The sequence below is a fragment of the Streptomyces sp. NPDC042364 genome (assembly GCF_056437585.1).
In genome coordinates this window covers 50,851-74,235 of record NZ_JBWKAJ010000009.1, presented here as the reverse complement: position 1 = coordinate 74,235, position 23,385 = coordinate 50,851, and the positions used below count along the sequence as shown (strand labels likewise).

Annotated in this window: 12 protein-coding genes; 8 read left to right on the top strand and 4 right to left on the bottom strand. The window is 71.8% G+C overall.

The window, feature by feature from the left end:
- Positions 1–76: 76 nt before the first annotated feature.
- The 3 genes from AC067N_RS19675 to AC067N_RS19665 all read left to right on the top strand — a co-directional run bounded on the left by AC067N_RS19675 (position 77) and on the right by AC067N_RS19665 (position 5,191).
- The gene (locus tag AC067N_RS19675) at positions 77–2,308 is read left to right on the top strand and encodes a WD40/YVTN/BNR-like repeat-containing protein (protein WP_478680175.1); all 2,232 of its coding nucleotides are present in this window, start codon (positions 77–79) and stop codon (positions 2,306–2,308) included.
- Positions 2,305–4,290, top strand: coding sequence for a beta-galactosidase (locus AC067N_RS19670; protein ID WP_478680174.1), 1,986 nt, complete (start codon positions 2,305–2,307; stop codon positions 4,288–4,290). The genes AC067N_RS19675 and AC067N_RS19670 overlap by 4 nt, the downstream gene beginning before the upstream one ends.
- A 166-nt stretch (positions 4,291–4,456) precedes the next feature.
- Complete coding sequence (locus tag AC067N_RS19665; RefSeq protein WP_478680173.1) at positions 4,457–5,191, top strand: glycoside hydrolase family 12 protein; 735 nt, start codon at positions 4,457–4,459, stop codon at positions 5,189–5,191.
- Positions 5,192–5,279: 88 nt separating this feature from the next.
- On the opposite strand, the gene AC067N_RS19660 is transcribed toward AC067N_RS19665, so the two are convergent.
- A complete protein-coding gene (locus tag AC067N_RS19660; protein ID WP_478680172.1) occupies positions 5,280–7,457 on the bottom strand; it encodes a glycoside hydrolase family 36 protein in 2,178 nt (725 codons plus the stop codon).
- Positions 7,458–7,586: 129 nt separating this feature from the next.
- On the opposite strand from AC067N_RS19660, the gene AC067N_RS19655 reads away from it, so the two are divergent.
- From AC067N_RS19655 to AC067N_RS19645, 3 genes are all read left to right on the top strand, one after another.
- Positions 7,587–8,624: a LacI family DNA-binding transcriptional regulator gene (locus tag AC067N_RS19655; protein WP_478680171.1), complete on the top strand. Its 1,038-nt coding sequence runs from the start codon at positions 7,587–7,589 to the stop codon at positions 8,622–8,624.
- A 389-nt stretch (positions 8,625–9,013) separates the two neighbouring features.
- Complete coding sequence (locus tag AC067N_RS19650) at positions 9,014–11,485, top strand: CBM35 domain-containing protein (RefSeq protein WP_478680170.1); 2,472 nt, start codon at positions 9,014–9,016, stop codon at positions 11,483–11,485.
- A gap of 246 nt (positions 11,486–11,731) precedes the next feature.
- Positions 11,732–13,162 carry a non-reducing end alpha-L-arabinofuranosidase family hydrolase gene (locus AC067N_RS19645; RefSeq protein WP_478680169.1) on the top strand — a complete coding sequence of 477 codons (1,431 nt, stop codon included), beginning with the start codon at positions 11,732–11,734 and terminating at the stop codon, positions 13,160–13,162.
- Between the two features lie 85 nt (positions 13,163–13,247).
- On the opposite strand, the gene AC067N_RS19640 is transcribed toward AC067N_RS19645, so the two are convergent.
- From AC067N_RS19640 to AC067N_RS19630, 3 genes are all read right to left on the bottom strand, one after another.
- The gene (locus AC067N_RS19640; RefSeq protein ID WP_478680373.1) at positions 13,248–14,294 is read right to left on the bottom strand and encodes an AI-2E family transporter; all 1,047 of its coding nucleotides are present in this window, start codon (positions 14,292–14,294) and stop codon (positions 13,248–13,250) included.
- Between the two features lie 316 nt (positions 14,295–14,610).
- Positions 14,611–16,662, bottom strand: a complete 2,052-nt coding sequence (locus tag AC067N_RS19635) for a glycoside hydrolase family 31 protein (protein WP_478680168.1) — start codon at positions 16,660–16,662, stop codon at positions 14,611–14,613.
- 204 nt (positions 16,663–16,866) lie between these two features.
- On the bottom strand, positions 16,867–17,880 hold the full coding sequence (locus AC067N_RS19630) for a LacI family DNA-binding transcriptional regulator (RefSeq protein WP_478680167.1): 1,014 nt from the start codon (positions 17,878–17,880) through the stop codon (positions 16,867–16,869).
- Positions 17,881–18,358: 478 nt separating this feature from the next.
- Here AC067N_RS19630 and AC067N_RS19625 point away from each other — a divergent pair, with 478 nt between their 5' ends.
- Positions 18,359–20,299: an acyl-CoA dehydrogenase family protein gene (locus AC067N_RS19625; RefSeq protein WP_478680166.1), complete on the top strand. Its 1,941-nt coding sequence runs from the start codon at positions 18,359–18,361 to the stop codon at positions 20,297–20,299.
- 123 nt (positions 20,300–20,422) lie between these two features.
- Positions 20,423–23,068, top strand: coding sequence for a preprotein translocase subunit SecA (secA, locus tag AC067N_RS19620; RefSeq protein WP_478680165.1), 2,646 nt, complete (start codon positions 20,423–20,425; stop codon positions 23,066–23,068).
- The last annotated feature ends 317 nt before the right edge of the window (positions 23,069–23,385 follow it).

The window sequence follows — 23,385 nt, the reverse complement described above, 5'->3', positions numbered from 1 at the left end:
CACCCCCGACGCACCCCTCGCGGCCCCACTCCCCACCCCTCCCGAGGCCCCCGCCCCGCACCCCCGGAGGTATGTCATGCGCACGCCCCACCCGAGCCGCCGTACCGTACTCACCGCGACCACAGCCGCAGCGGCCCTCACCACTCTCCCCGCACCCGCCGTCCCGGCCCACGCCACCGAGGCCCGAAACGGCCCAGCCGCCGGAGGCTACCGCTGGCGCACCGCCGTGATCGGCGGCACCGGCTTCATCACCGGTGTCCTCTTCCACCCCTCCGTACGCGGCCTCGCCTACGCCCGCACGGACATCGGCGGCGCCTACCGCTGGGACGACCGCAGGGCCCGCTGGACCCCGCTGACCGACCACCTCGGCTGGGACGACTGGAACCTCCTCGGTGTGGAGGCGATCGCCGTCGACCCGGCCCACCCGAACCGCGTCTACCTCGCCCTCGGCACCTACACCCAGCCCTGGGCCGGCAACGGTGCGATCCTCCGCTCCGACGACCGGGGCGCCACCTGGACCCGTACCGACCTCACCGTGAAGCTCGGCGGCAACGAGGACGGCCGGGGCACGGGCGAGCGTCTGCTCGTCGACCCCCGGGACAGCGACACCCTGTGGCTGGGCACCCGGCACGACGGCCTGCTCAAGTCGACGGACCGGGGCGCCACCTGGGCGAAGGCCACCGGTTTCACGGCCATGCCCAGCGCCACCGGGCAGGGCGTCACCCTGCTCGTCGCCGCCGGCCGCGCCCTCTACGCCGGCTGGGGCGACGGCGACGGCACCTCCGCCACCGCCAACCTGTACCGCACGACCGACGGCACCACCTGGGAGGCCGTCCCCGGTCAACCGGCGGGCGCCTCCGCCAAGGTCCCGGTCCGCGCCGCGTACGACCGGCACACCCGCGAGCTGTACGTGACGTACGCCAATGGGCCCGGCCCCAACGGCCAGTCCGACGGCAGCGTGCACAAGCTGCGCACCACCAGCGGCACATGGACCGACGTCACGCCGGTGAAGCCGGGCGGTACGGCGGCGGACGGCTCCGCCGACACCTTCGGCTACGGCGGCGTGGCCGTGGACGCCAGCCGCCCGGGCACCGTCGTCGTCTCCACCAACAACCGCTGGGCCGACATCGACACGGTGTTCCGCTCCACCGACGGCGGGCGCTCCTGGACCTCCCTCAAGGAGTCCGCGGTCTTCGACGTGTCCGAGACCCCCTACCTCAAGTGGGGCGCGGACCAGCCGAAGTTCGGCTGGTGGATCCAGGCGCTGGCGCTCGACCCGTACGACTCGAAACACCTCGTGTACGGCACCGGCGCGACCCTCTACGGCACCCGCGACCTCAGGCACTTGGCGCCGCAGATCCGCGGGCTGGAGGAGACGTCCGTACGCCAGCTGATCTCGCCTCCCGCCGGGCAGGCGCACCTGATCAGCGGGCTCGGGGACATCGGCACGATGTACCACGAGCGGCTCACCGCGTCCCCGTCGCGCGGCATGGCGACGAACCCCGTGTTCGGGTCGGCGACGGGGCTCGCACTGGCCGCGGCGAAGCCGTCGTACGTGGTCCGGACCGGCTGGGGCGACCACGGCAACGGAGCCTTCTCGGACGACGGCGGACGGACCTGGGCACCCTTCGGGAGCCAGCCCGCCATCGCCAAGGACGCGCCGGGGCCGATCGCCGTCAACACCGACGGAACCGTGCTGATCTGGTCCTTCGTCCACTGGGACGGCACGAAGTACCCGGCCCACCGCTCCGGCGACGGCGGCGCGACCTGGGCCGAGGTGCCCTCCTTCCCCAAGGGCGCCACACCGGTCGCCGACCCGGCGGACGCGACGCGCTTCTACGCGTACGACACCGACACCGGCACGCTGTACGCCAGCACCGACGGCGGCCGTACCTTCACGGCGGGCGCGACCGGCCTGCCGTCGGGGGACAGCCAGTACAAGCTGGCCGCCGCGCCGGGACGCACCGGTGACCTGTGGCTGAGCACCAAGACGAACGGGCTGTACCGGTCCACCGACGGCGGGGCCGCCTTCACGAAGGTCGACAGCTGCCGGGCCTCGCACGTCCTCGGCTTCGGCAAGGCCGCCCCCGGCGCCCGCTACCCGGCGGTCTACCAGATCGGGGCCGTCGGAACCGTCACCGCGGTCCTCCGCTCCGACGACGGCGCGCGGACGTGGACCCGCGTCAACGACGACGCCCACCAGTGGGGATGGACCGGCGAGGCCATCGCCGGCGACCCGCGGATCCACGGCCGTGTCTACGTGGCGACGAACGGCCGCGGCATCCAGTACGGGGACCCGGCCCGGTGACCCGGCAGCCCACGGCACCCACCCTCGCCGACGCCACCCGCGGCCGGCTCCTCTTCGGCGGGGACTACAACCCCGAGCAGTGGCCCGAGGAGGTCTGGCACGAGGACGTACGCCTCATGAAGGAGGCGGGCGTCAACTCCGTCACCCTCGGCGTCTTCTCCTGGGCGAAGCTCGAACCCCGGCCTGGGGCGCGGGAGTTCGGCTGGCTGGACACCCTGATGGACCTGATGCACGCGAACGGCGTCGGCGTCGTCCTCGCCACCCCGACCTCCTCCCCGCCGCCGTGGATGGGCCGCCTCCACCCCGAGACCCTCCCGCGCGACGAGAACGGGCGGACCGAGTGGTGGGGCTCCCGCCAGCACTTCTCGCACTCCAGCGCCGTCTACCGCCGCTACGCAGCCGCCATCACCGAGGATCTCGCCGCCCGCTACGGCTCCCACCCGGCCGTCACGATGTGGCACATCAACAACGAGTACTGCACCTACGACTGGGGCGACGAGGCCGCCACCGCCTTCCGCGACTGGCTGCGCGGACGGTACGGCACCCTCGGCGCGCTCAACGAGGCCTGGGGGACGGCCTTCTGGAGCCAGGGCTACGACGGCTGGCACGAGATCCTCCCGCCCCGCCGCGCCCACTACATGAGGAACCCCACCCATGTGCTGGACTTCAGGCGCTTCACGAGCGACATGCTCCTGGAGTGCTACGTGATGGAGCGGGACATCGTCCGCCGGCACACCCCCCACATCCCGGTCACCACCAACTTCATGCCGCTGTGGTCGGGCCAGGACGCCTGGCGCTGGGCCGAGGAGGAGGACGTCGTCTCGGTCGACCTGTACCCGGACCCGCGTGACCCGCTGGGAGCGCAGCACGGCGCGCTCATCCAGGACATGACCCGCTCGCAGGCCGGCGGCGGCCCCTGGGTGCTCATGGAACAGGCCGCCGGACCCGTCAACTGGCGCGGGGTGAACCACCCCAAGCCACGGGGCCTCAACCGCCTCTGGTCACTCCAGGCCGTCGCCCGGGGCGCCGACGCCGTCTGCTACTTCCAGTGGCGGCAGTCCCGGCAGGGCGCGGAGAAGTTCCACTCCGGGATGGTCAGCCACGCGGGCGAGCAGGGCCGCACCTTCCAGGAGGTCAAACGGCTCGGCGCCGACCTCGCCGCCATCGGCGCCGAGGTGGCCGGCCGGCCGGTCGCCGCCGACGTCGCCGTGCTGTTCGACTGGAACTCCTGGTGGGCCGGGGCGCAGGACGGCCGGCTGTCGTCCGAGGTCGACCTCGCCGAGGTCGTACGGGACTGGCACCGCGCTTTCTGGGAGGCCGACGTGACCACCGCCTTCGCCCACCCCGAACACGACCTGTCGCCGTACCGGCTCGTGGTCGTCCCGCAGCTCTACCTGCTGACGGACACCGCCATCGACAACCTCCTGGCCCACGTCCGCCGCGGCGGCACCCTCGTCTGCGGCTTCCTGACCGGTGTCGCCGACGAGGACGACCGGGTCCGCCCCGGCGGCATGGACGCCCGGCTCCGCGCCCTGTTCGGCATCCGCACCCTGCACGAGTGGTGGCCGCTGGACGCCGGCGAGGACGTCCGGTGCGACGGCTTCCGGGGCCGGCTGTGGTCCGAGGAGCTGGAGGCGGCGGACGCGGACGAGGTGGTGCCCTACAAGGGCGGCGAACTCGACGGACTTCCGGCGGTGCTGCGCAGGGGACGCGCCTGGTACGTCTCCACGCTGCCCGAACCGGCCGGACTGCGCGGTCTGCTCACCCGGATCGCCGCCGACGCCGGGGTGCGACCGGTGCTGGACGGGCTGCCCGGCGGGGTCGAGGCGGTACGCAGGGGAGAGGTGCTCTTCCTGCTCAACCACGGCCGGGACGAGGTCACCGTCGACGTGCCGGGCACGCACCGCGACCTGCTGACGGGTGCGACGGTCACCGGCTCGCTGTCCCTCGGACGGTACGGGGCGGCGGTGCTCAGGCCATGACCGACCGGGACCACGTGTACCCGTCGTGTCCGCCGTGCCCGGCACGTCGGACTCCGGCTTTCTCCGGCGCGGAAACGCTCCGACCGCTCACCGGAGAAGACCACGTCCTCCCCATAGGGGCGTGGTGATCCTCCCCGCACATCCCCCCACCCATGGAAGGAAAGCCATGGCACTACGCACCCGCACGCCGAGCAGGATCGGCAAGGCCCTGCTCGCCCCCGCGCTCGCGTTCGGCGCCACCGTCGGTCTCGCCGCAGCCCCCGCCTCGGCGGCCGTCTGGAACAGCTGTGACCAGTGGGGCAACACGAGCCTGGGCGGCTACACGCTCTACAACAACATCTGGGGCGGCGGCGCCGGCAGCCAGTGCATCTGGGCCAACTCCGGCACCAACTGGGGTGTCTGGGCCAACCACCCCAACACCGGCGGGATCAAGTCGTACCCCAACTCCAAGAAGGTGATCAACAAGACGATCACCTCGCTCGGTTCGCTCAACAGCAACTACAACGTCACGGTCCCGTCCTCGGGCGCCTACAACACCTCGTACGACGTCTGGGACACGGACCACGACTACGAGATCATGCTCTGGGTCAACTACAACGGCGCGGTCGGCGCGCTCGGCGACTACCAGGGCAACGTCACGCTCGGCGGCCACAACTGGAACGTCCACAAGGGCCGGGTCCACCGGAGCGACGGCACGTACTGGGACGTCTTCTCCTTCCTGCGGACCGCGGACTCCACCTCCGGCTCGGTCCAGATCCTGCCCGTCCTGAAGTGGCTCAAGGACACCAAGGGCTGGATGGGCAACGAGACCATCGGTGACGTGCAGTTCGGCTTCGAGATCACCTCGTCGTCCGGCGGCCTGGACTTCCAGACCCACAACCTGACCGTCAGCAGCAGCTGAATCCACCCGCCCGAGCCGCGCCGGACTCCCGCAGGCCCGGCTCGGGCCCGTCAGCCACGCACCCCGACACCCTCCGGACGGCGGCTGGTCACACGGTCCCGTCGCACAGCCGGACCAGCACGGCGGCCGGCGCGCTCGGCAGCGCCACCCGCAGCACGAGCGCCTCGCCGTCCCAGGCCGCCGAGCCGTCGCTCCCGGCCGACGGATGCAGGATCTCCGGGCGCACGTCCCGGCCCGCCAAGTGGCCGACGTGGAGAGACACGTCGCCCGCTCCGCCCCGCCGCCACACCGACAGGTACGACGGCCCGTCCGGCACCCGCAGTCCCAGCGCCAGCCACTCGTCCGTCCACCCCGGCAGACCGAGCGGCCAGAAGGGCACCGCTTGTGCCAGATCACCGCGGATCGACTTGTAGGCGTCCACGGCGTCCCGGACGAGGCCCAGCTGGTGCCCGGACATACGGTTCAGATGGCCGGAGAGGTGGATACGGCCGAGGAGCGCGCCGCCGAGGGTGAACGCGATCAGGCCGTCGTCGAACCCGGGCTGCGGATAGGCCCAGACGGCGCCCTGTTCCGGCGGGACCGCCGTCGGCGCGGCGGCGGCGATCGCGGGGAGGCGCAGGGGGTCCTGCTGGTCGCTGGTCGACTGGAGCTGGGCGACGGCCAGGGTCGCGCCGTCCATGCGCATGCCCCCGGAGGCGCAGTTCTCGACGACGAGCCCGGGGTGGCGGTCCAGGACGTCGGACAGCCACCCCAGGTAGGCGTGGGCGTGGCCGAGGAGCCCGGCCCCGGGGGAGAGGTCACCGGAAGCGCAGGTACCCGGGTCGACGACGATGTTGTAGTCGAGCTTCAGATAGCCCACGCCCCAGTCGCCGACGATCCGGTCCACCGTCCTGTCGAGGTGCGCCCGGGCGGCGGGGTGCCGCAGGTCGAGCTGATGGCGGCCCTGCTCGGTGAGCCGGATGCCGTCCCGCTGGAAGAAGGCGTCCGGTGGGAGGGCGGAGGCGACCGGGCTGTGCACCCCGACGACCTCCGGCTCCAGCCACAGCCCCGGCACCATGCCGCGCTCCCGGATCCGGTCCAGTACGGCCCGGATGCCGCCGGGGAAGCGGCGCGCCGAGGGCCGCCACTCGCCGACGCCGTCCCACCAGCCGCCGTCCACGGTGTCGTCGTACCAGCCGGAGTCGATGCAGAAGTACTCCGCGCCCGCGCCCGCCGCCGCGTCGATCAGCGGCAGCAGCTTCTCGGTGGTCGGGTCGCCCATCAGCGTGTTCATGTAGTCGTTGAAGACCACGGGCAGGGTGACATGGTCCGGATGCGGCCGCCGGACGGCCCGCCGGTAGGAGGTCATGGCCGCCAACGCCTCATCGAGCGCCGAGCAGCCGGCCGCCGCCCCGGCGACACCCCCCGCCGGCCCCGACGTTCCCAGCGCGATCGCCGCCCACACCGTCGTGAACTCGTCGCCCGGCGCCAGCCGTACCCGCCACTGGTGCTCGGCGTCCGTGGGACCGTTCACGGCGAGGTAGGTGCCGTACGCGCGTTCGCCCAGGTCCCAGCGCCAGCCTGCCGGGGACTCCACCTGCCACACCCAGGCCCGGCCGCCGCCCCGTTCCGTCAGCGCCCCCATCGGCAGGTGGCCGTCGGTCGGCCAGCTGCCGCGCCCGGTGAGGGAGAGCGCCGCCCGGCTGTCGTGCTGATGGGCGTCCACGCCGATGTCGGCGACGCTGTCGCGCAGCGGCGCGGTGTACCAACGGCACTCGGCGAGCCAGTCGTTGCGGGCGCGGTGCACGTCGAGGACGTCGGGGGAGGGCAGCCCGCCGAGCAGGAGAGTGCTGACGGACTGCACGACGAGGGGCTCCGTACCGTCGTTGCGCAGCCGCACACGGGAGCGGAGCACCGGGATCCCGACCGGGGAGGCCAGTTCGACGAGTGCGGTCAACTCGGTCGCCGGGTCACGCAGTTCGACGGTCAGCCGCGCCCAGCCGGAGCCGCCGAGGTCACGGTGCCCCCGGTACCCGAGCCGCGACCCGAACGCCGTACCGGTGAACCGGGGCCCCGACCACCCGCTCCCGTGGCCCACCGCCGTCAACTCGACGAGTGGGAGGGCGACCTCCGGATCGACGGAGGTCCCCGCGGCGCCCAGCCGGACCAGACGCGGCGTGCCGTCCGCCGCCGCGGCGAACTCCGCGCGCAGCGCCGGATGCCCCCAACTAAAACGTTTCGAGGGGGAGTTGAAGCCGCCCGCCGTCTGGTCCGTCGTACCGGTCACGTCGCCGCCCCTCCAGAGCCCGCCCCGCTCGGGTACGCCGATTCCCAGGCCCTCGCCGGGGGCGCCGCTCGCGTGAATGCCTCGTCGCGCTCTCTTGACCGCCCCAGTGTGACCGGTCACAATCCTGGCATGAATGTGACCGGTCACACAAGGCGCCCGTCGAGCATCCGGGATGTCGCGACCGCCGCCGGGGTCTCGTACCAGACCGTCTCCCGGGTGATCAACGGCCACCCCAGCGTCAAGCAGTCCACCCGGGACCGGGTGCTGGCGGCCATCGACGAGCTGGGCTTCCGCCGCAACGCGACCGCGCTGGCGCTGGCCCGTGGCCGCAGCCGGTCGGTGACCGTGCTGACCGCCGACACCACCCACTACGGCTACGCCTCGGTCCTCCGGGGAATCGAGGAGGCGGCCCGCGCGGCGTCGTACGCGGTCGGGATCGGCGTCCTGGAATCGGCGGAGGAGACGGCCGTCGCCGCCGCGGTGCAGCGGGCGGCGGACGCGGGCGGCGGGCTGATCGTGATCGCCTACGATCCGGCCGGTGTCGCGGCGCTGGCCGCCGTGCCCGCCGGCCTGCCCGTGGTCGGGGTCGTCGAGACACCCGCGAGCCCGCCCGACGGCGACCGCCCCTGGGTGTGGACCGACGACCGCGAGGCGGCCTGCGCGGTGACCCGCCATCTGCTCTCCCTCGGCCATGAGACCGTGCACTACGTCGCCATCCCGTCCAGCACCCGCCGCACCAGCGCCCGCACCGCCGGCTGGCGGCAGGCGCTCAAGGAGGCGGGGGCGCCCGAACCGCGCCCGGTGCAGGGGAACTGGGGCCCGGCGGGCGGTCACCGGGCCGGCCGGAAACTGGCGGAGGACCCGTCGGTGACGGCGATCCTCTGCGGCAACGACGACCTCGCGCTCGGCGTGCTCCGCGCCCTGCACGAGAGCGGCCGTTCCGTTCCCGGGGAGGTCAGCGTGGCCGGATTCGACGACGCCCCGCACTCCGCGTATCTGACCCCGACCCTGACGACCGTACGGCTCGACTTCACCGGCCTCGGCCGGGCCGCGTTCGCCCTGCTCCATGGCGTCCTGGAGAAGTCCGCCACGATCGCCCCGCACCGGGTGTCCGTACCGGAGCTGGTGGTCCGGGAGAGCTCGGGGGTGCCGCCCGCCCGCGCCTGACCCGCCCCGGCACCCGCGTTCCGCGGGCCGGGCGCCGAGCCGCCCGCGGCCCCGGCGGCCCGCGCCGCCGCCCACGCCTCCCGCCCGAGCACAGCGTTCCGCCCCGTGATCCCCCCGACCCGCACCACCCTTCTCGGAACGAGCGCCCGGTTCGCCCCTCGGCAACCGAGATCTCGTCCTCGCGCACGCCGTGGTGACGAGCCTGCCGTCGGCCGCCGTGTTCACCGTCGGCCGACCGCAGACCGTGTCCGGAACCACCAGTGGAGCCGTCATATGACCGGAGGTCCGACCGAGTGATCACCCCCACCCGCACGCGAACCCGTGACCGAGCCCGCACCAGGTCCCGGGCGCGAACCGCCCTGGTCACCGCAGTACTTGGAGTCACCGCCATGGCAGGCACCCTTCCCGCCACCGGGGCCCCCGCGGCCGCCGCCGCGGACCCGCAGCGCCTCACCGTCGACCTCTCCGCCTCCGAGGGGCCCGTCATGCTGGGCGCCAACGGCGCGCTGTACGGGCTCAGCGACGACGGGGTGCCCAGCGACGCCGCCCTCGCCCCCCTGAAGATCACCAGCATCTCGCAGAAGCCGGAGGGCGGTGCCCAGCACCCCAACGGCGACGCGCTGACCGTCTCCAAGTCGTTCTTCCGCAACGGCGGCGGCGAGATCAACGTGATGATGCAGGACATCTACGCCAAGTGGCCGTACGAGGACCTCGGCATCGACGACTACCTCCCCAAGGTCGACAGGATCGCCCGGGAGATCGCGGCCGACCCGAACAGCGACCGCTTCGTCTACGTCCCCTTCAACGAACCGGACCAGATCTGGTACAAGCTCGACGTGGCCGACCAGGACCGGTACGAGGAGAACCGCGACCGGTTCTTCCGGGACTGGAAGACCGTGTACCAGCGCATCCGCGCCGTTCACCCCGACGCGCGGATCGCCGGTCCCAACGAGGCCGCGTACCACACCCGGCTGCTGAGGGACTTCCTCGCCTTCGCCCAGCGCGAGAACGTCCTGCCGCAGATCATGACCTGGCACGAACTGGGCTCCGGCTCGCTGCGTGACTTCCAGGGCCACTACGACGACTACCGTTCGATCGAACGGCAGTTGGGCATCGGGCCGCTGAAGATCAACATCGACGAGTACGCCAACCGCCGCGACCTCTCCGTCCCCGGCCAGCTGGTGCAGTGGGTCTCGATGTTCGAGAGGAACAAGGTGTACGCCAACCAGGCGTACTGGGACGCCGCCGGGAACATGGACGGCAACGTCGTCCGCTCCAACATCCCCAACGGCGGCTGGTGGTTCTTCCGCTGGTACGCGGGTCTCACCGGCGACACCGTGAAGGTCACCCCGCCGCGGGCCGACGCCATCGACACCCTCCAGGGCCTCGCCTCCCTCGACGCCTCCCGCCGTCAGGCCCAGGTCCTCCTCGGCGGCTCGGCCGGTGACGCCGACGTCGTGGTCCGCAAGGTCCCCCGGTCCCTCTTCGGCCGTGCGGTCACCGCGACCGTCGCCGAGGCCGCCTGGTCCGGCTACGAGGGGCAGCACGCCACACCGCGCGTCCTCTCCCGCACCAAGGTGCGGGTCGCCGACGACGGCACGGTGACCGTCCCGCTGCGCGGCATGCACAGGATGTCCGCCTACCGGGTGGTCCTCACCCCCGGCGGCTCCGGCACCCCGTCCGCCCCCGCCGTCCCCTGGACCGCGTCCTACGAGGCCGAGGACGCCGCCATCACCGGCGGCAGGGTCTACACCCAGGGCACCGTGAGCAACGCCAACGGCTACGCCGCCTCCGGCACCAAGGACGTCGGCTCCCTCAACCAGGCCGGCAGCAGGGTCGACTTCACGGTGACCGTCCCCGAGGACGGCACGTACGACCTGGCGATCCTCTACGGCAACCAGTCCGGCGCTCCCGCCACCCAGAAGCTGTCCGTCGACGGCGGCGACCCGGTCACGGTCACCTACCCCTCCACGGAGAACTGGACCTACCGCGCCAGGAAGGACGTCCGCCTGGAGCTGCCGGCCGGCAGCCACACCCTGACCCTCGCCAAGGGCGCAGCCGAGGTCACCCTCGACCGGATCGACCTCACCGCCCGCGCCGCGGCGCCCTCCGCCTCCTACGAGGCCACGCTCGCCGACATCGGCGGCAAGCCGTCGTACGACTACTCCTCGTCGGCCGGCGTCGGCACCGGCGCCCTCGTGCTGCGCTCCGGGGACAGGGCGGTCTTCGACGTGTACGCCCCGCGCGACGGCTACTACCGGGTGGTGCCCCGGGCGTCGGCGCCGGTGCGGCTCACCCTGCACGGGCAGTCGGTGGCGGCGGTGCCCGGCCGTCCGCTGCGGCTGTACCTCGTCGCGGGCAACAACCGGGTCGGGATGACCGCCCGGCACGCCACCGTGCGCTCCCTCGACGTCTCCGGTGACGGCTCGACCGACGGCACCCTCTCCTACGAGGGCGCGGCGGCCACCCTCAGCGGCGGGGCCGTACTGGTCGAATCGGCGCACGCCTCCGCCGGCTCGTACATCGGCCGGCTCGGCAACAGCCCCGAAAGCACCGCCGAGTTCACCGTGGACGCGCCGGCACCGGGCCGCTACGTGCTGGTCGTCCACTACGCCCACAACGACCGCCGGGACAACGGCCACGCCTACAACACCGACATCATGTCCCGCACGGCGGACATCACCGTCGGCACCGGGGTGCCCAGGAAGGTGACGTTCAAGAACACCTGGAGCTGGGACGACTACTGGGCCCTCGGTATCCCCGTCGACCTGAGGAAGGGCGCCAACAAGGTCACTTTCGGCAACGCGAGCGCCTGGGCACCGAACATCGACCGGATCGAACTGGGCCGGGTCGTCGGCTGAGGGTTGTCCCGTGATCCCCGGCGTCGCGCGCCCGCCGGGGATCACGGGACACCCTTGGGCCGCTGTTTCCGGCTCGTGAATCCTGTGAGAAGTATTGACGCTGGTGGCCGGATCTCTATTATCCACTTGCTCGATACTGCGACCCACGTTCGAAATGACGAACATGCGTGGGGGTCGTGCCGCACCACCCTTCGTACTGCCTCCGAGGTGCCGGCAGAGCCGCGCACTCAGAAACACGAGGTCCCCATGCACAGACTCGGCTTCAGTCGCAGACGTCCGTCCGCGTTCCTCGCCGCCACGACCGCGACCCTGGTCTCGTTTGCGGCGCTGCTGGCCGCCGGCCCGGCCGCCCAGGCGGCCACCAGTGGCGCCCTGCGCGGCGTCGGCTCCAACCGGTGTCTCGACGTGCCGGGCGCCGGCCAGACCAATGGCACCACCACCCAGATCTGGGACTGCTGGGGCGGGACCAACCAGCAGTGGACGCTGACGGACAGCAGCCAGCTGACCGTGTACGGCAGCAAGTGTCTGGACGTCCCGGGTCACGCCACGACGCCCGGGACCCGGCCGGTGATCTGGGACTGCAATGGTGGTACGAACCAGCAGTGGCGGGTGAACGCCGACGGCACGGTCGTCGGAGTGGAGTCCGGGCTGTGCCTGAGCGTCACGGGTGCCGGTACCGCCAACGGCACGTCGGTGGAGATGGCGACGTGCAACGGCGGCAGCAACCAGAAGTGGTCCGGCCTGACCGCGTCGGGCACCACGTGCTCGCTGCCGTCGACCTACCGGTGGACCTCGACCGGGGCGCTCGCGCAGCCGGCCAACGGGTGGTACGCGCTGAAGGACTTCACCACCGTGACGTACCAAGGCAAGCACCTGGTCTACGGGACGTACTCCGACGGCAACTGGAAATCGATGGGCTTCGGCGCCTTCACGAACTGGTCGGACATGGCGACGGCCCCCCAGACCGCCATGAGCCAGGGCGCGGTGGCGCCCACGCTGATCTACTTCGCTCCCAAGAACATCTGGGTGATGGCCTCCCAGTGGGCCGGCGGCTGGACCTTCAACTACCGCACGTCGACCGACCCCGCCAACCCCAACAGCTGGTCCGCGCCGCAGCCGCTGTTCACCGGCAACCTCCCCGGCACCGAAAACTCCCCCACCGGCGCGCTCGACCAGACCCTGATCGCCGACGACCGGAACATGTACCTGTTCTTCGCCGGTGACAACGGCAAGATCTACAAGGCGACCATGCCGATCGGGAACTTCCCCGGCAACTTCGGCACGTCGTACACGACGGTCCTGAGCGACACCGTGGACAAGGTGTTCGAGGCGCCGGAGGTCTACAAGGTCCAGGGCCAGAACCAGTACCTCATGATCGTCGAGGCGCGGGGAGCGAACGGGCGCTACTTCCGTTCGTACACCGCCTCCAGCCTGAACGGTCCGTGGACCGTACAGGCCGGCAGCGAGAGCAGCCCCTTCGCGGGCAAGGCCAACAGCGGTGTCACCTGGACCAACGACATCAGCCACGGTGACCTGGTCCGCAACAACCCCGACCAGACCAAGACCATCGACCCCTGCAACCTGCAGTTCCTCTACCAGGGCAGGGGCACCACCCCTGCGGGCGCACCCTATGAGCAGTGGCCGTACCGGCCGGGTGTCCTCACCCTGCAGCGCTGACCCGCCCGACACGCACCACCCAGTGGAACCCCGGCCGCACGCCGGCCGGGGTTCCCTCCGTTCGGCGGCCGGCGGGCACCGGCGGTCATCCCGCCGTTCCGGCGATCTCCTTCGGCCGCGCGGGTTCGGCCCGGTCCGCGCCGTCGCCGTACCGAGAGCGCAGCTCCGACAGCACACCGAACGCCGCCGCCGTCAGCGGCACCGACAGGAGCATGCCGAGGATGCCGGCGATGGAGGCGCCCGCCGTGAGCGCCAGCAGGATCGCCGCCGGATGCATCTGCACGGTCCGGCTGTGGATCATCGGCTGGAGCACGTTCCCTTCGAGGAGCTGCACCGCGAACACCACACCGACCGCCCACAGCGCCGTCACCAGCCCCCGGTCGGCGAACGCCACCAGGATCGCCACCGCGCCCGACAGGAACGCGCCCAGATACGGGATGTACGCGCCGACGAACACCAGCGCGCCCAGTCCGACGGCGCCCGGCACCTGGAGGATCAGCAGGCCGACGGCGATGCAGACACCGTCGATGAACGCGATGATCGTCGTGCCCCGCATGAAGCCCTCGATCGCCTGGAAGGCGCGCCGGGCCATCACCTCCAGCGTCTCCCCGCGGCCGCGCGGCGCGAGGGAGTGCAGCGAGGCGACCGCCTTGTCGGAGTCCCGCAGGAAGAAGAACATCAGCAGCAGCGCCAGGATCGCCATCGCCACGAACGAGCTGACCGCGCTGACCCCGGTGAGCACCCCGGAGGCCGCCGTGCCGCCGAACTTCGACAGCAGCTCCCTGGCGTTCTTCGCGAGGTCGTCCAACGACGTCCCCGCGAACCCGAACTCGTCGCTCAGCGCCTTCGCCGCGTCCCGCAGCGAGGAGATGATCTGGTCGCCGGTGTCGATGAGCGCCGCGACCACGATGTACGCGGCCCCGCCCATCACCACGACCACGGCCGCACAGGTCAGCCCGGCGGCAAGGGACTTGTTGAACCGCATCGCCACCAGCCGCCGGTAGAACGGCCCGAGCAGCGCCGTGCCGAGCAGCGCGAGCAGCACGGGTGTCACCGCCGTCTGGAACGTCACGCAGATCCACACGCCCACCGCGACGACACCGGTGACGAGCAGTGTCAGCGCGCTCCACACCGCGATGTGCCGCGCCGGCCCCGGCAGGAAGCCGCCGGAGACGGCCGGCGCCGGCGGGGCGACCGCCGACGGCACCTCCAGAGGGCCGCCGCCGGTGGTCCGTATCGTCGTCCGTGTCCGGTGCAACGGTCTGCGCGGGTGACCGCCCCGCCGGCCCGGCCGTCCCCCGCCGGCCCGGCGAGGGTCTCCCGTACGGCTGTTCATGCTCTGTGGTCTCCGCTCACTCAGGGGTCGCGCACACCCCCTGAAGATCACGGGATGGCCGTGGCGCCATAGCGTAGACCCGGCGGGCGGACGACCGGTGCCCGCCGCCCGCCTACTCGGCGATCGGCAGCGACGCCCCGTCCCGCAGGAACAGCGGAATGCGGTCCAGCGGGGCCTCCACGGTGACGGACGCGCCCCCGTCGTACGTCTGCCCGGTCCACGCGTCGGTCCAGCGGGCACCCGCCGGCAGATACGTCGTCCGGGTGGTCGCGCCCGCCTCCAGCACCGGCGCGACCAGCACGTCGCGGCCGAACAGGTACGCGTCGTCGACCGACCAGGTCCGCTCGTCCCCGGGGAACTCCAGGAACAGCGGGCGCATGACGGGCAGACCCTGCTCGTGGGCCTCGCGCATGACCCGCAGGACATACGGCTTGAGGCGCTCGCGCAGCCGCAGATACCGCTCCAGGATCGCGCCGGCCTCCTCGCCGTACGACCAGACCTCGTTGGGGCCGCCGGTCATGTCCGGGCCCAGCGGCATGCCGGGGTCACGGAAGCCGTGCAGCCGCATCAGCGGGGAGAACGCGCCGAACTGGAACCAGCGCACCATCACCTCGCGGTACGCCGGGTCGTCCGGGTCGCCCCCGTGGAAGCCGCCGATGTCGGTGTTCCACCAGGGGATGCCCGACAGCGCCGTGTTGAGGCCGGCCGCGATCTGCCGGCGCAGGGTCGGGAAGTCGGTGCCGATGTCACCGGACCACAGGGCGGCCCCGTACCGCTGACTGCCCGCCCACGCCGAGCGGTTGAGGGAGATGATCTCGTCCTCGCCGGCCGCCTTCAGCCCCTCGTAGAAGGTGCGGGCGTTCTCCGCCGGGTAGATGTTGCCGACCTCCAGGCCGGGCCCCGCCCAGTACCGCAGGTTCTCCTGGAACCCGGGCTTCAGCTCCGGCTCGCAGGCGTCCAGCCAGAACGCGGTGATGCCGTACGGCTCCAGGTAGTTCTCCTTCACCCGCGCCCAGACGAACTCACGGGCCTGGGGGTTCGTGGCGTCGTAGAAGGCCACCTGCACCGTGGACGCGACCCCCTTGTCGGGCCAGTCCGCGTGGGCCGTCGGACCGTACTGCGTGCCGATGAAGTAGCCGCGCTGGTCCATCACCGGGTGGTTCTCCGACAGCGGCGACACCGACGGCCACACCGACACCACCAGCTTGATGCCCATCCCGGCCAGTTCGTCCACCAGGGCCGCCGGGTCGGGCCACTCGCTCGGGTCGAACTTCCACTCGCCGAGATGCGTCCAGTGGAAGAAGTCGCACACGATCACATCGATCGGCAGCCCCCGGCGCTTGTACTCCCTTGCCACGCCGAGGAGTTCGTCCTGGGTGCGGTAGCGCAGCTTGCACTGCCAGAACCCGGCCGCCCACTGGGGCAGCATCGGCGTCCGTCCCGTCACCGCGCTGTAGCGGCGCTGCGCGTCGGCCGGTTGGCCCGCGGTGATCCAGTAGTCGATCTGCCGGGCGGAGTCCGCCACCCAGCGGGTCCCGTTGCCCGCCAGCTCGACCCGGCCGATCGCCGGGTTGTTCCACAGCAGGGTGTAGCCGCGGCTGGAGGTCAGCACCGGGACGCCCACCTCGGCGTTGCGCTGCACCAGGTCCAGGACCAGCCCCTTCTGGTCCAGCCGCCCGTGCTGGTGCTGGCCCAGCCCGTAGAGCCTCTCGTCGTCGTACGCGGCGAAGCGCTGCTCCAGGCGGTGGTGGCCGTTGCCGACCGCCGTGTAGAGGCGCGAGCCCGGCCACCAGAAGTGGGCGCGCGCCTCCGACAGCAGTTCGTGGCCGTCGGCGGTACGGGTGAACCGGACCAGGCCCTCGGCGCTGACCTCGACGGTGAGCGCGCCGACCGTCAGCCGCCCCTGCCCCTCCTCGATCTTGACGCTGCTCTCGGTGCTCTCGGCCTCGTCGAGCAGGGCGCCCGGCAGCCCGTCGAGGACCGGGCCGCCCAGCCGGGCACGGACCCGGACGGCGTCCGGGCCCCAGGGCTCGATCCGGAGGGTCTCCTGGCGTCCGCTCCACTCCAGGGCACCGTCCCGCTCGCGGAACGTACCGACGGTGGGGGAGGACTGGGCGAGGCTGACCGCGCCCGTCGGGGTCTGGTTCTCGGCAGGCTGATTCACGAGACGGCTCCTGGAAGGAAGGAGTGGCGGCACACCCGGCACGACTGCGGCCGCCGGGGACTGGGGGAGGGGGCGGCCGGTGGGGCACCGGACGACCGGAGTGCGAGCTTGGGCGCGGACGGTGGGGGGGAGCCCGGATGCCGGGCGGTGGGGGCGGCTGCCGGCCGGCGGGAGCTGCTTCTCGCCATGCCCCCGCCCGTGGTGTCAGCCGCCGCCGGTCAGCGGTCCCGTGCTCGCGCGGACCGTCAGCTCGGGGGCGAGCAGCACCACTTCGTCCGCCTCCCGCCCGTCGAGCTTGGCGACCAGCTGCTCCACGGCCCGCCGCCCCATCTCCTGGGCCGGGATGGCGACCGAGGTCAGCCGCACCGAGGCCTGCACGGCGACCTGCTCGGGACAGACGGCGATCACCGAGACGTCCTCGGGCACCGCCCGGCCCTGCTGGCGCAGCAGGGCGAGCAGCGGCTCCACCGCGGACTCGTTCTGCACCACGAACCCCGTGGTGCCCGGCCGTTCGTCGAAGATCCGGGCCAGCGTCGCGGCCATCGCGTCGTAGCCGCCCTCGCAGGGTCGGTGCAGCACCCGCAGCCCCAGCTCCCGCGCTCGGGACCGCAGCCCGTCAAGGGTGCGCTCGGCGAAACCGGTGTGCCGCTCGTACACCGCGGGGGCCTCGCCGATGACGGCGATCTCGCGGTGGCCCAGCACCGCAAGGTGCTCCACACACAGCGCGCCCGTCGCCCCGAAGTCGAGGTCGACGCAGGTCAGGCCGGTGGTGTCGGCCGGCAGTCCGATGAGCACCGACGGCTGGTCGGTGTCCCGCAGCAGCGGCAGGCGTTCGTCGTCCAGCTCGACGTCCATCAGGATCATCGCGTCGGCGAGCCCGCTGCCGGTCACCCGGCGCACCGCGTCGGGTCCCTCCTCGCCGGTGAGCAGCAGCACGTCGTAGCCGTGGGCGCGGGCCGTGGTCGCCACCGCGATGGCGATCTCCATCATCACCGGGACGTACATGTCCGTCCGCAGCGGGACCATCAGCGCGATGATGTTGGACCTGCTGCTCGCCAGGGCGCGGGCCCCGGCGTTGGGGTGGTAGCCCAGCTCCTGGATGCTCTGTTCGACCCGGCGGCGGGTGCCGGCGGAGATGGACCGCTTGCCGCTGAGGACATAGCTCACCGTGCTCGCCGAGACTCCGGCGTGCTGGGCGACCTCGGCGAGGGTGACCATCCAGCTCTCCAAGCGTGTTTAAGCGCTTCGACGGCGCGTGGGTTCCGAAGAGGGGGGTGTGAGGGTGGCTCGACAGTAGCTCGGTGGTGGGTGCGTGTCCATAGGTTGTCGAAGCGCTTCGATTCCCGGGCGGGCACCTACGGGACAACCCTTGGGCGGTGGAGGGAGGGGGAGCGCGGCGGCCGCGGGTGGGTGGGGGTCTGCCGCGCAGTTCCCCGCGCCCCTTTTTTTCGGTCGGCCCTTGACCGGGAGGGGCGCCGTGGGTCTCAGCTTAGGGCCGGGGGCGGGTTTCGGCCGCGCGTGGCCGGGAGTGGCCGGTCGGGGAGCGGAGGTGGTAGTAGGCCACCATCGGCTGAACGCGGACGCGAGGGGTGGCGGGGGGCGTCCGGATCGGGTACCAACGATCGGGTAGCACCCATCGGTAACCAATCAGGTACTCATCCGGTACAAGATCCCGATTCGCGGCGAGGTGAGCCTCATGTCCGCACCACCCCTCAAGAAACCCGTCGTCACCGAACGTGAGGCCCGCCAGGTGGCGGAGGCCGCCAGGGAGCGGGACTGGCGCAAGCCGAGCTTCGCCAAGGAACTCTTCCTGGGCCGGTTCCGCCTCGACCTCATCCACCCCCACCCGCTGCCCACCGACGAGGCCGTCCGGCGCGGTGAGCAGTTCCTGACCAAGCTCCGCGAGTTCTGCGAGACGAAGGTCGACGGCGCCCTCATCGAGCGCGAGGCCCGGATCCCCGACGAGGTCGTCAACGGCCTCAAGGAACTCGGCGCCCTCGGCATGAAGATCGACCCCAAGTACGGCGGCCTCGGCCTCACCCAGGTGTACTACAACAAGGCCCTGGCCCTGGTGGGCTCGGCCAGCCCGGCGATCGGCGTGCTGCTCTCCGCGCATCAGTCGATCGGCGTACCGCAGCCGCTGAAACTGTTCGGCACCCCCGAGCAGAAGCAGAAGTTCCTGCCGCGCTGCGCCCGCACCGACATCAGCGCCTTCCTCCTCACCGAGCCCGACGTCGGCTCGGACCCGGCCCGGCTGGCGACGACCGCGGTGCCCGACGGGGACGACTACGTCCTCGACGGGGTGAAGCTGTGGACCACCAACGGCGTCGTCGCGGACCTCCTCGTGGTGATGGCCCGGGTGCCGAAGAGCGAGGGCCACAAGGGCGGCATCACCGCCTTCGTCGTGGAGACGGACTCGCCCGGCGTCACCGTCGAGAACCGCAACGCCTTCATGGGCCTGCGCGGCATCGAGAACGGCGTCACCCGCTTCCACCAGGTCCGGGTCCCGGCGGCCAACCGCATCGGCCCGGAGGGCGCGGGTCTGAAGATCGCGCTGACCACCCTCAACACCGGCCGGCTCTCGCTGCCCGCGTCCTGTGTGGCCGCGGGCAAGTGGTGTCTGAAGATCGCCCGCGAGTGGTCGGCGGCCCGTGAGCAGTGGGGCAAGCCGATCGCCCACCACGAGGCCGTGGGCGCCAAGATCAGCTTCATCGCGGCCACCACCTTCGCCCTGGAGGCGGTGCTCGACCTCTCCTCGCAGATGGCCGACGAGGACCGCAACGACATCCGGATCGAGGGCGCCCTCGCCAAGCTCTTCGCCTCAGAGATGGGCTGGCGCATCGCCGACGAGCTGGTCCAGATCCGCGGCGGCCGGGGTTTCGAGACCGCCGAGTCCCTGAGGGCGCGCGGCGAACGTGCCGTGCCCGCCGAGCAGATGCTCCGCGACCTGCGGATCAACCGCATCTTCGAGGGCTCCACGGAGATCATGCACCTGCTGATCGCCCGTGAGGCCGTCGACGCCCACCTGTCCGTGGCCGGCGACCTCATCGACCCCGAGAAGTCCCTCACCGACAAGGCCAGGGCCGGGGCGAACGCGGGCGTCTTCTACGCCAGGTGGCTGCCCAGGCTGGTCGCGGGAACCGGACAACTCCCTCGTGCCTACGCGGAGTTCCACCCGGCGGGTCACCCCGACCTCTCGGCCCACCTGCGCTACGTCGAGCGGTCCGCCCGCAAGCTGGCCCGCTCCACCTTCTACGCCATGTCCCGCTGGCAGGGCCGGATGGAGACCAAGCAGGGCTTCCTGGGCCGGATCGTCGACATCGGCGCCGAACTGTTCGCCACGGGCGCGGCGTGTGTACGCGCCGAGCTGCTGCGCACCACGGAGGGGCACGGCCGCGAGGCGTACCAGCTCGCCGACGTCTTCTGCCGGCAGTCCCGCCTCCGTGTCGAGGAGCTCTTCGGCCGGCTGTGGAGCAACACCGACGACCTCGACCGCAAGGTGGTCAAGGGAGTGCTCGGGGGCGCGTACGAGTGGCTGGAGCAGGGCGTGATCGACCCCTCCGGCGAAGGCCCGTGGATCGCGGACGCGACACCGGGCGCGAGCGAGAAGGAGAACGTCCACCGCCCCGTTCGCTGACCCCGCACCCCTACGGAATTCCCCGTCGCCCCGCTCCGCCGTCACGCTGCTTGCCGCGCTCACCGCACGAGCCGACAATCGAAGGGACGGCGGACGGGGCGACAGCGCCGAGGTGATGCTGCGATGTCCGAACCCGGCAGGAATTCCCTCGCCCACAGGATCATGCGCGCGGGCGAAGGCCGGATACTGCGCCGACTGCACCGGATCGCCGATGCCGTCGCCTCCGTCGAGGAGGATGTCGCGGCCCTCGACGACAGCGGACTGCGCGCCCTCACCGACGAGTACCGAGAGCGCCTGGCCGACGGTGAGACCCTTGACGACCTGCTGCCGGAGGCATTCGCCACCATGCGGGAGGCCGCCCGCCGCACCCTCGGCATGCGCCCCTTCGACGTCCAGGTCATGGGCGGCGCCGCCCTCCACCTCGGCAATGTCGCCGAAATGCAGACAGGCGAGGGAAAGACGCTGGTGGCCACCCTTCCGGTCTATCTCGACGCACTCACCGGAAAGGGCGTCCACGTCGTCACCGTCAACGACTACCTCGCCCGCCGGGACGCCGAGTGGATGGGAAAGGCGTACGAGTTCCTCGGCCTGAGCGTGGGCGTCCTGCGCTCCGAATCGACCCCGGACGAACGCCGGGCGGCATACGCGTGCGATGTCACCTACGGCACCAACACCGAGTTCGGGTTCGACTACCTGCGCGACAACATGGCCTGGTCGAAGGCCGAACTCGTGCAGCGCGGCCACCACTTCGCGATCGTCGACGAGGCCGACTCCATCCTCATCGACGAGGCCCGCACCCCGCTGATCATCTCCGGCCCGGCCGACCGGGCCACCCACTGGTACGAGGCCTTCGCGACCCTCGTGGGCCCGATGAGGGGCGTCGAGATCCAGGACGAGCGCTTCACCCGCCCCGCCGACAAGGAACGGCTGGAGCACCTGCGCGCCGGCCACCACTACGAGTACGACCCCCGCAAGCACACCGTCGCGATCCTCGACCCGGGCGTCGAGTACGTCCAGGACCAGCTGGGCATCGACAGCCTCTACGAGTCCGACCACACGCCCCTCATCGGGCACCTCAACAACGCCCTCAAGGCCAAGGAGCTGTTCAAGAGGGACCAGCAGTACGTCGTCGTCGACGGCGAGGTCCTGATCGTCGACGAGCACACCGGGCGCATGCTGCCCGGCCGCCGCTACAACGAGGGCCTCCACCAGGCGATCGAGGCCAAGGAGGGGGTGTCGGTCAAGGCCGAGAACCAGACCCTCGCCACCATCACCCTCCAGAACTTCTTCCGCCTCTACGACAAGCTCTCCGGCATGACCGGCACGGCGATGACGGAGGCCGCCGAGTTCCACCAGATCTACGACCTGGGAGTCGTACCCATCCCCACCAACCGGCCGCTGATCCGCGAGGACCGGCCGGACCTGATCTACCGGACCGCCGACGCCAAGTTCGCGGCGGTCGTCGACGACATCGCGGAGCGGCACGCCAAGGGCCAGCCGGTGCTGGTCGGCACCACCACGGTCGAGGTCTCCGAGGCGCTCTCCGCCCGTCTGAGCGAACGCCGGATCCCGCACCAGGTCCTCAACGCCAAGAACCACCGGCGTGAGGCCGTGATCGTCGCCCAGGCCGGACGCAGGGGAGCGGTGACCGTCGCCACGAACATGGCGGGCCGGGGCACCGACATCATGCTCGGCGGCAACCCGGAGGCCCTGGCCCGGGCAGCGCTGCCCGACGACGCGGACGACGAGGAGCGCGCGGCGGTCCTCGACCGGATCACCGCCGAGGTGGCGGCCGAACACACCGAGGTCACCGGACTCGGCGGGCTCTACGTCCTCGGCACCGAACGCCACGACGCCCGCCGCATCGACCACCAGTTGCGCGGCCGCTCCGGCCGTCAGGGCGACCCGGGGGAGTCCCGCTTCTACCTCTCCCTCCAGGACGACCTGATGCGGCTGTTCCAGGCCCAGCTCGTCGAGCGCGTCATGGCCGCGACGCACGTGCCCGAGGACGTCCCCCTGGAGAACAAGATCGTCACCCGTGCCGTGGCCTCTGCCCAGGCCCAGCTGGAGCGCCAGCACTTCGAGACCCGCAAGGACGTCCTGAAGTTCGACGAGGTCCTCAACCGCCAGCGCAGGCTGATCTACGCCCAGCGCCGCCGCGTCCTGGAGGGCGAGGACCTCCGCGGCCAGATCCTCCACTTCATGGACGACACCGTCGAGGCGTACGTCGCCGCCGAGACCGCCCACGGCTACCCGGAGGAGTGGGACCTGGACGCCCTGTGGCGGGCGCTCGGGGAGCTGTACCCGGTCGGGCCCACCATCGAGGACCTGGCGCGGGAGCACGGCGGCCGCGCGAACCTCACCGCCGAGGACCTGGTGTCCGACCTGACGGACGACATCCACGCCCACTACGCCGAGCGCGGGGCCGAGTTGGGCGAGGAGACCCTGCGCGACCTGGAACGCCGGGTGGTGCTGTCCGTCCTGGACCGCACCTGGCGCGAGCACCTGTACGAGATGGACTACCTCCGCGACGGCATCGGTCTGCGGTGGACCCTGGGCCGCGAGCCGATCATCGAGTACGAGCGCGAGGGCTTCGACATGTTCGTCGCCATGACCGACGCGATCAAGGAGGAGACGGTCGGCTTCGTCTTCAACCTGGACACCGCCTCCGGCGGCCTCGCCCCCACCCGCGACGCGGGCGCCCTCCACTTCACCGCCCCGACCGTCGACACGGCGGACGGCGTGGTGGAGGGCGCCCGGAAGGCGTAGAGGGTGTTCAGCAGTACGTGTCGCCGGGATCGCGCGTCGTCCACGAGCACGAGTCGGCCTTGGTTCCGCTCGCCCTCAGCAGCGTCGCCGTGTCGCTGGTGTTGTTCCAGACGTACGCCCTGCGGTTCTGGTACTTGGTGGCGCTGGTGTCGGTGCCCGCGCCGGTGCGGATCTTGATGTACTCGCCCGCCCCACGCGGTAGATGGTCACGCCCCCGCCGCCTCGGCCGGGCCGCTCAGCACCGTGCCGGTGAGTGCCACCGCTCCGGCGAGCACGGGCAGGGCGGCGCGTATGCGCTTGCGCAGGGAGTTCCCCAG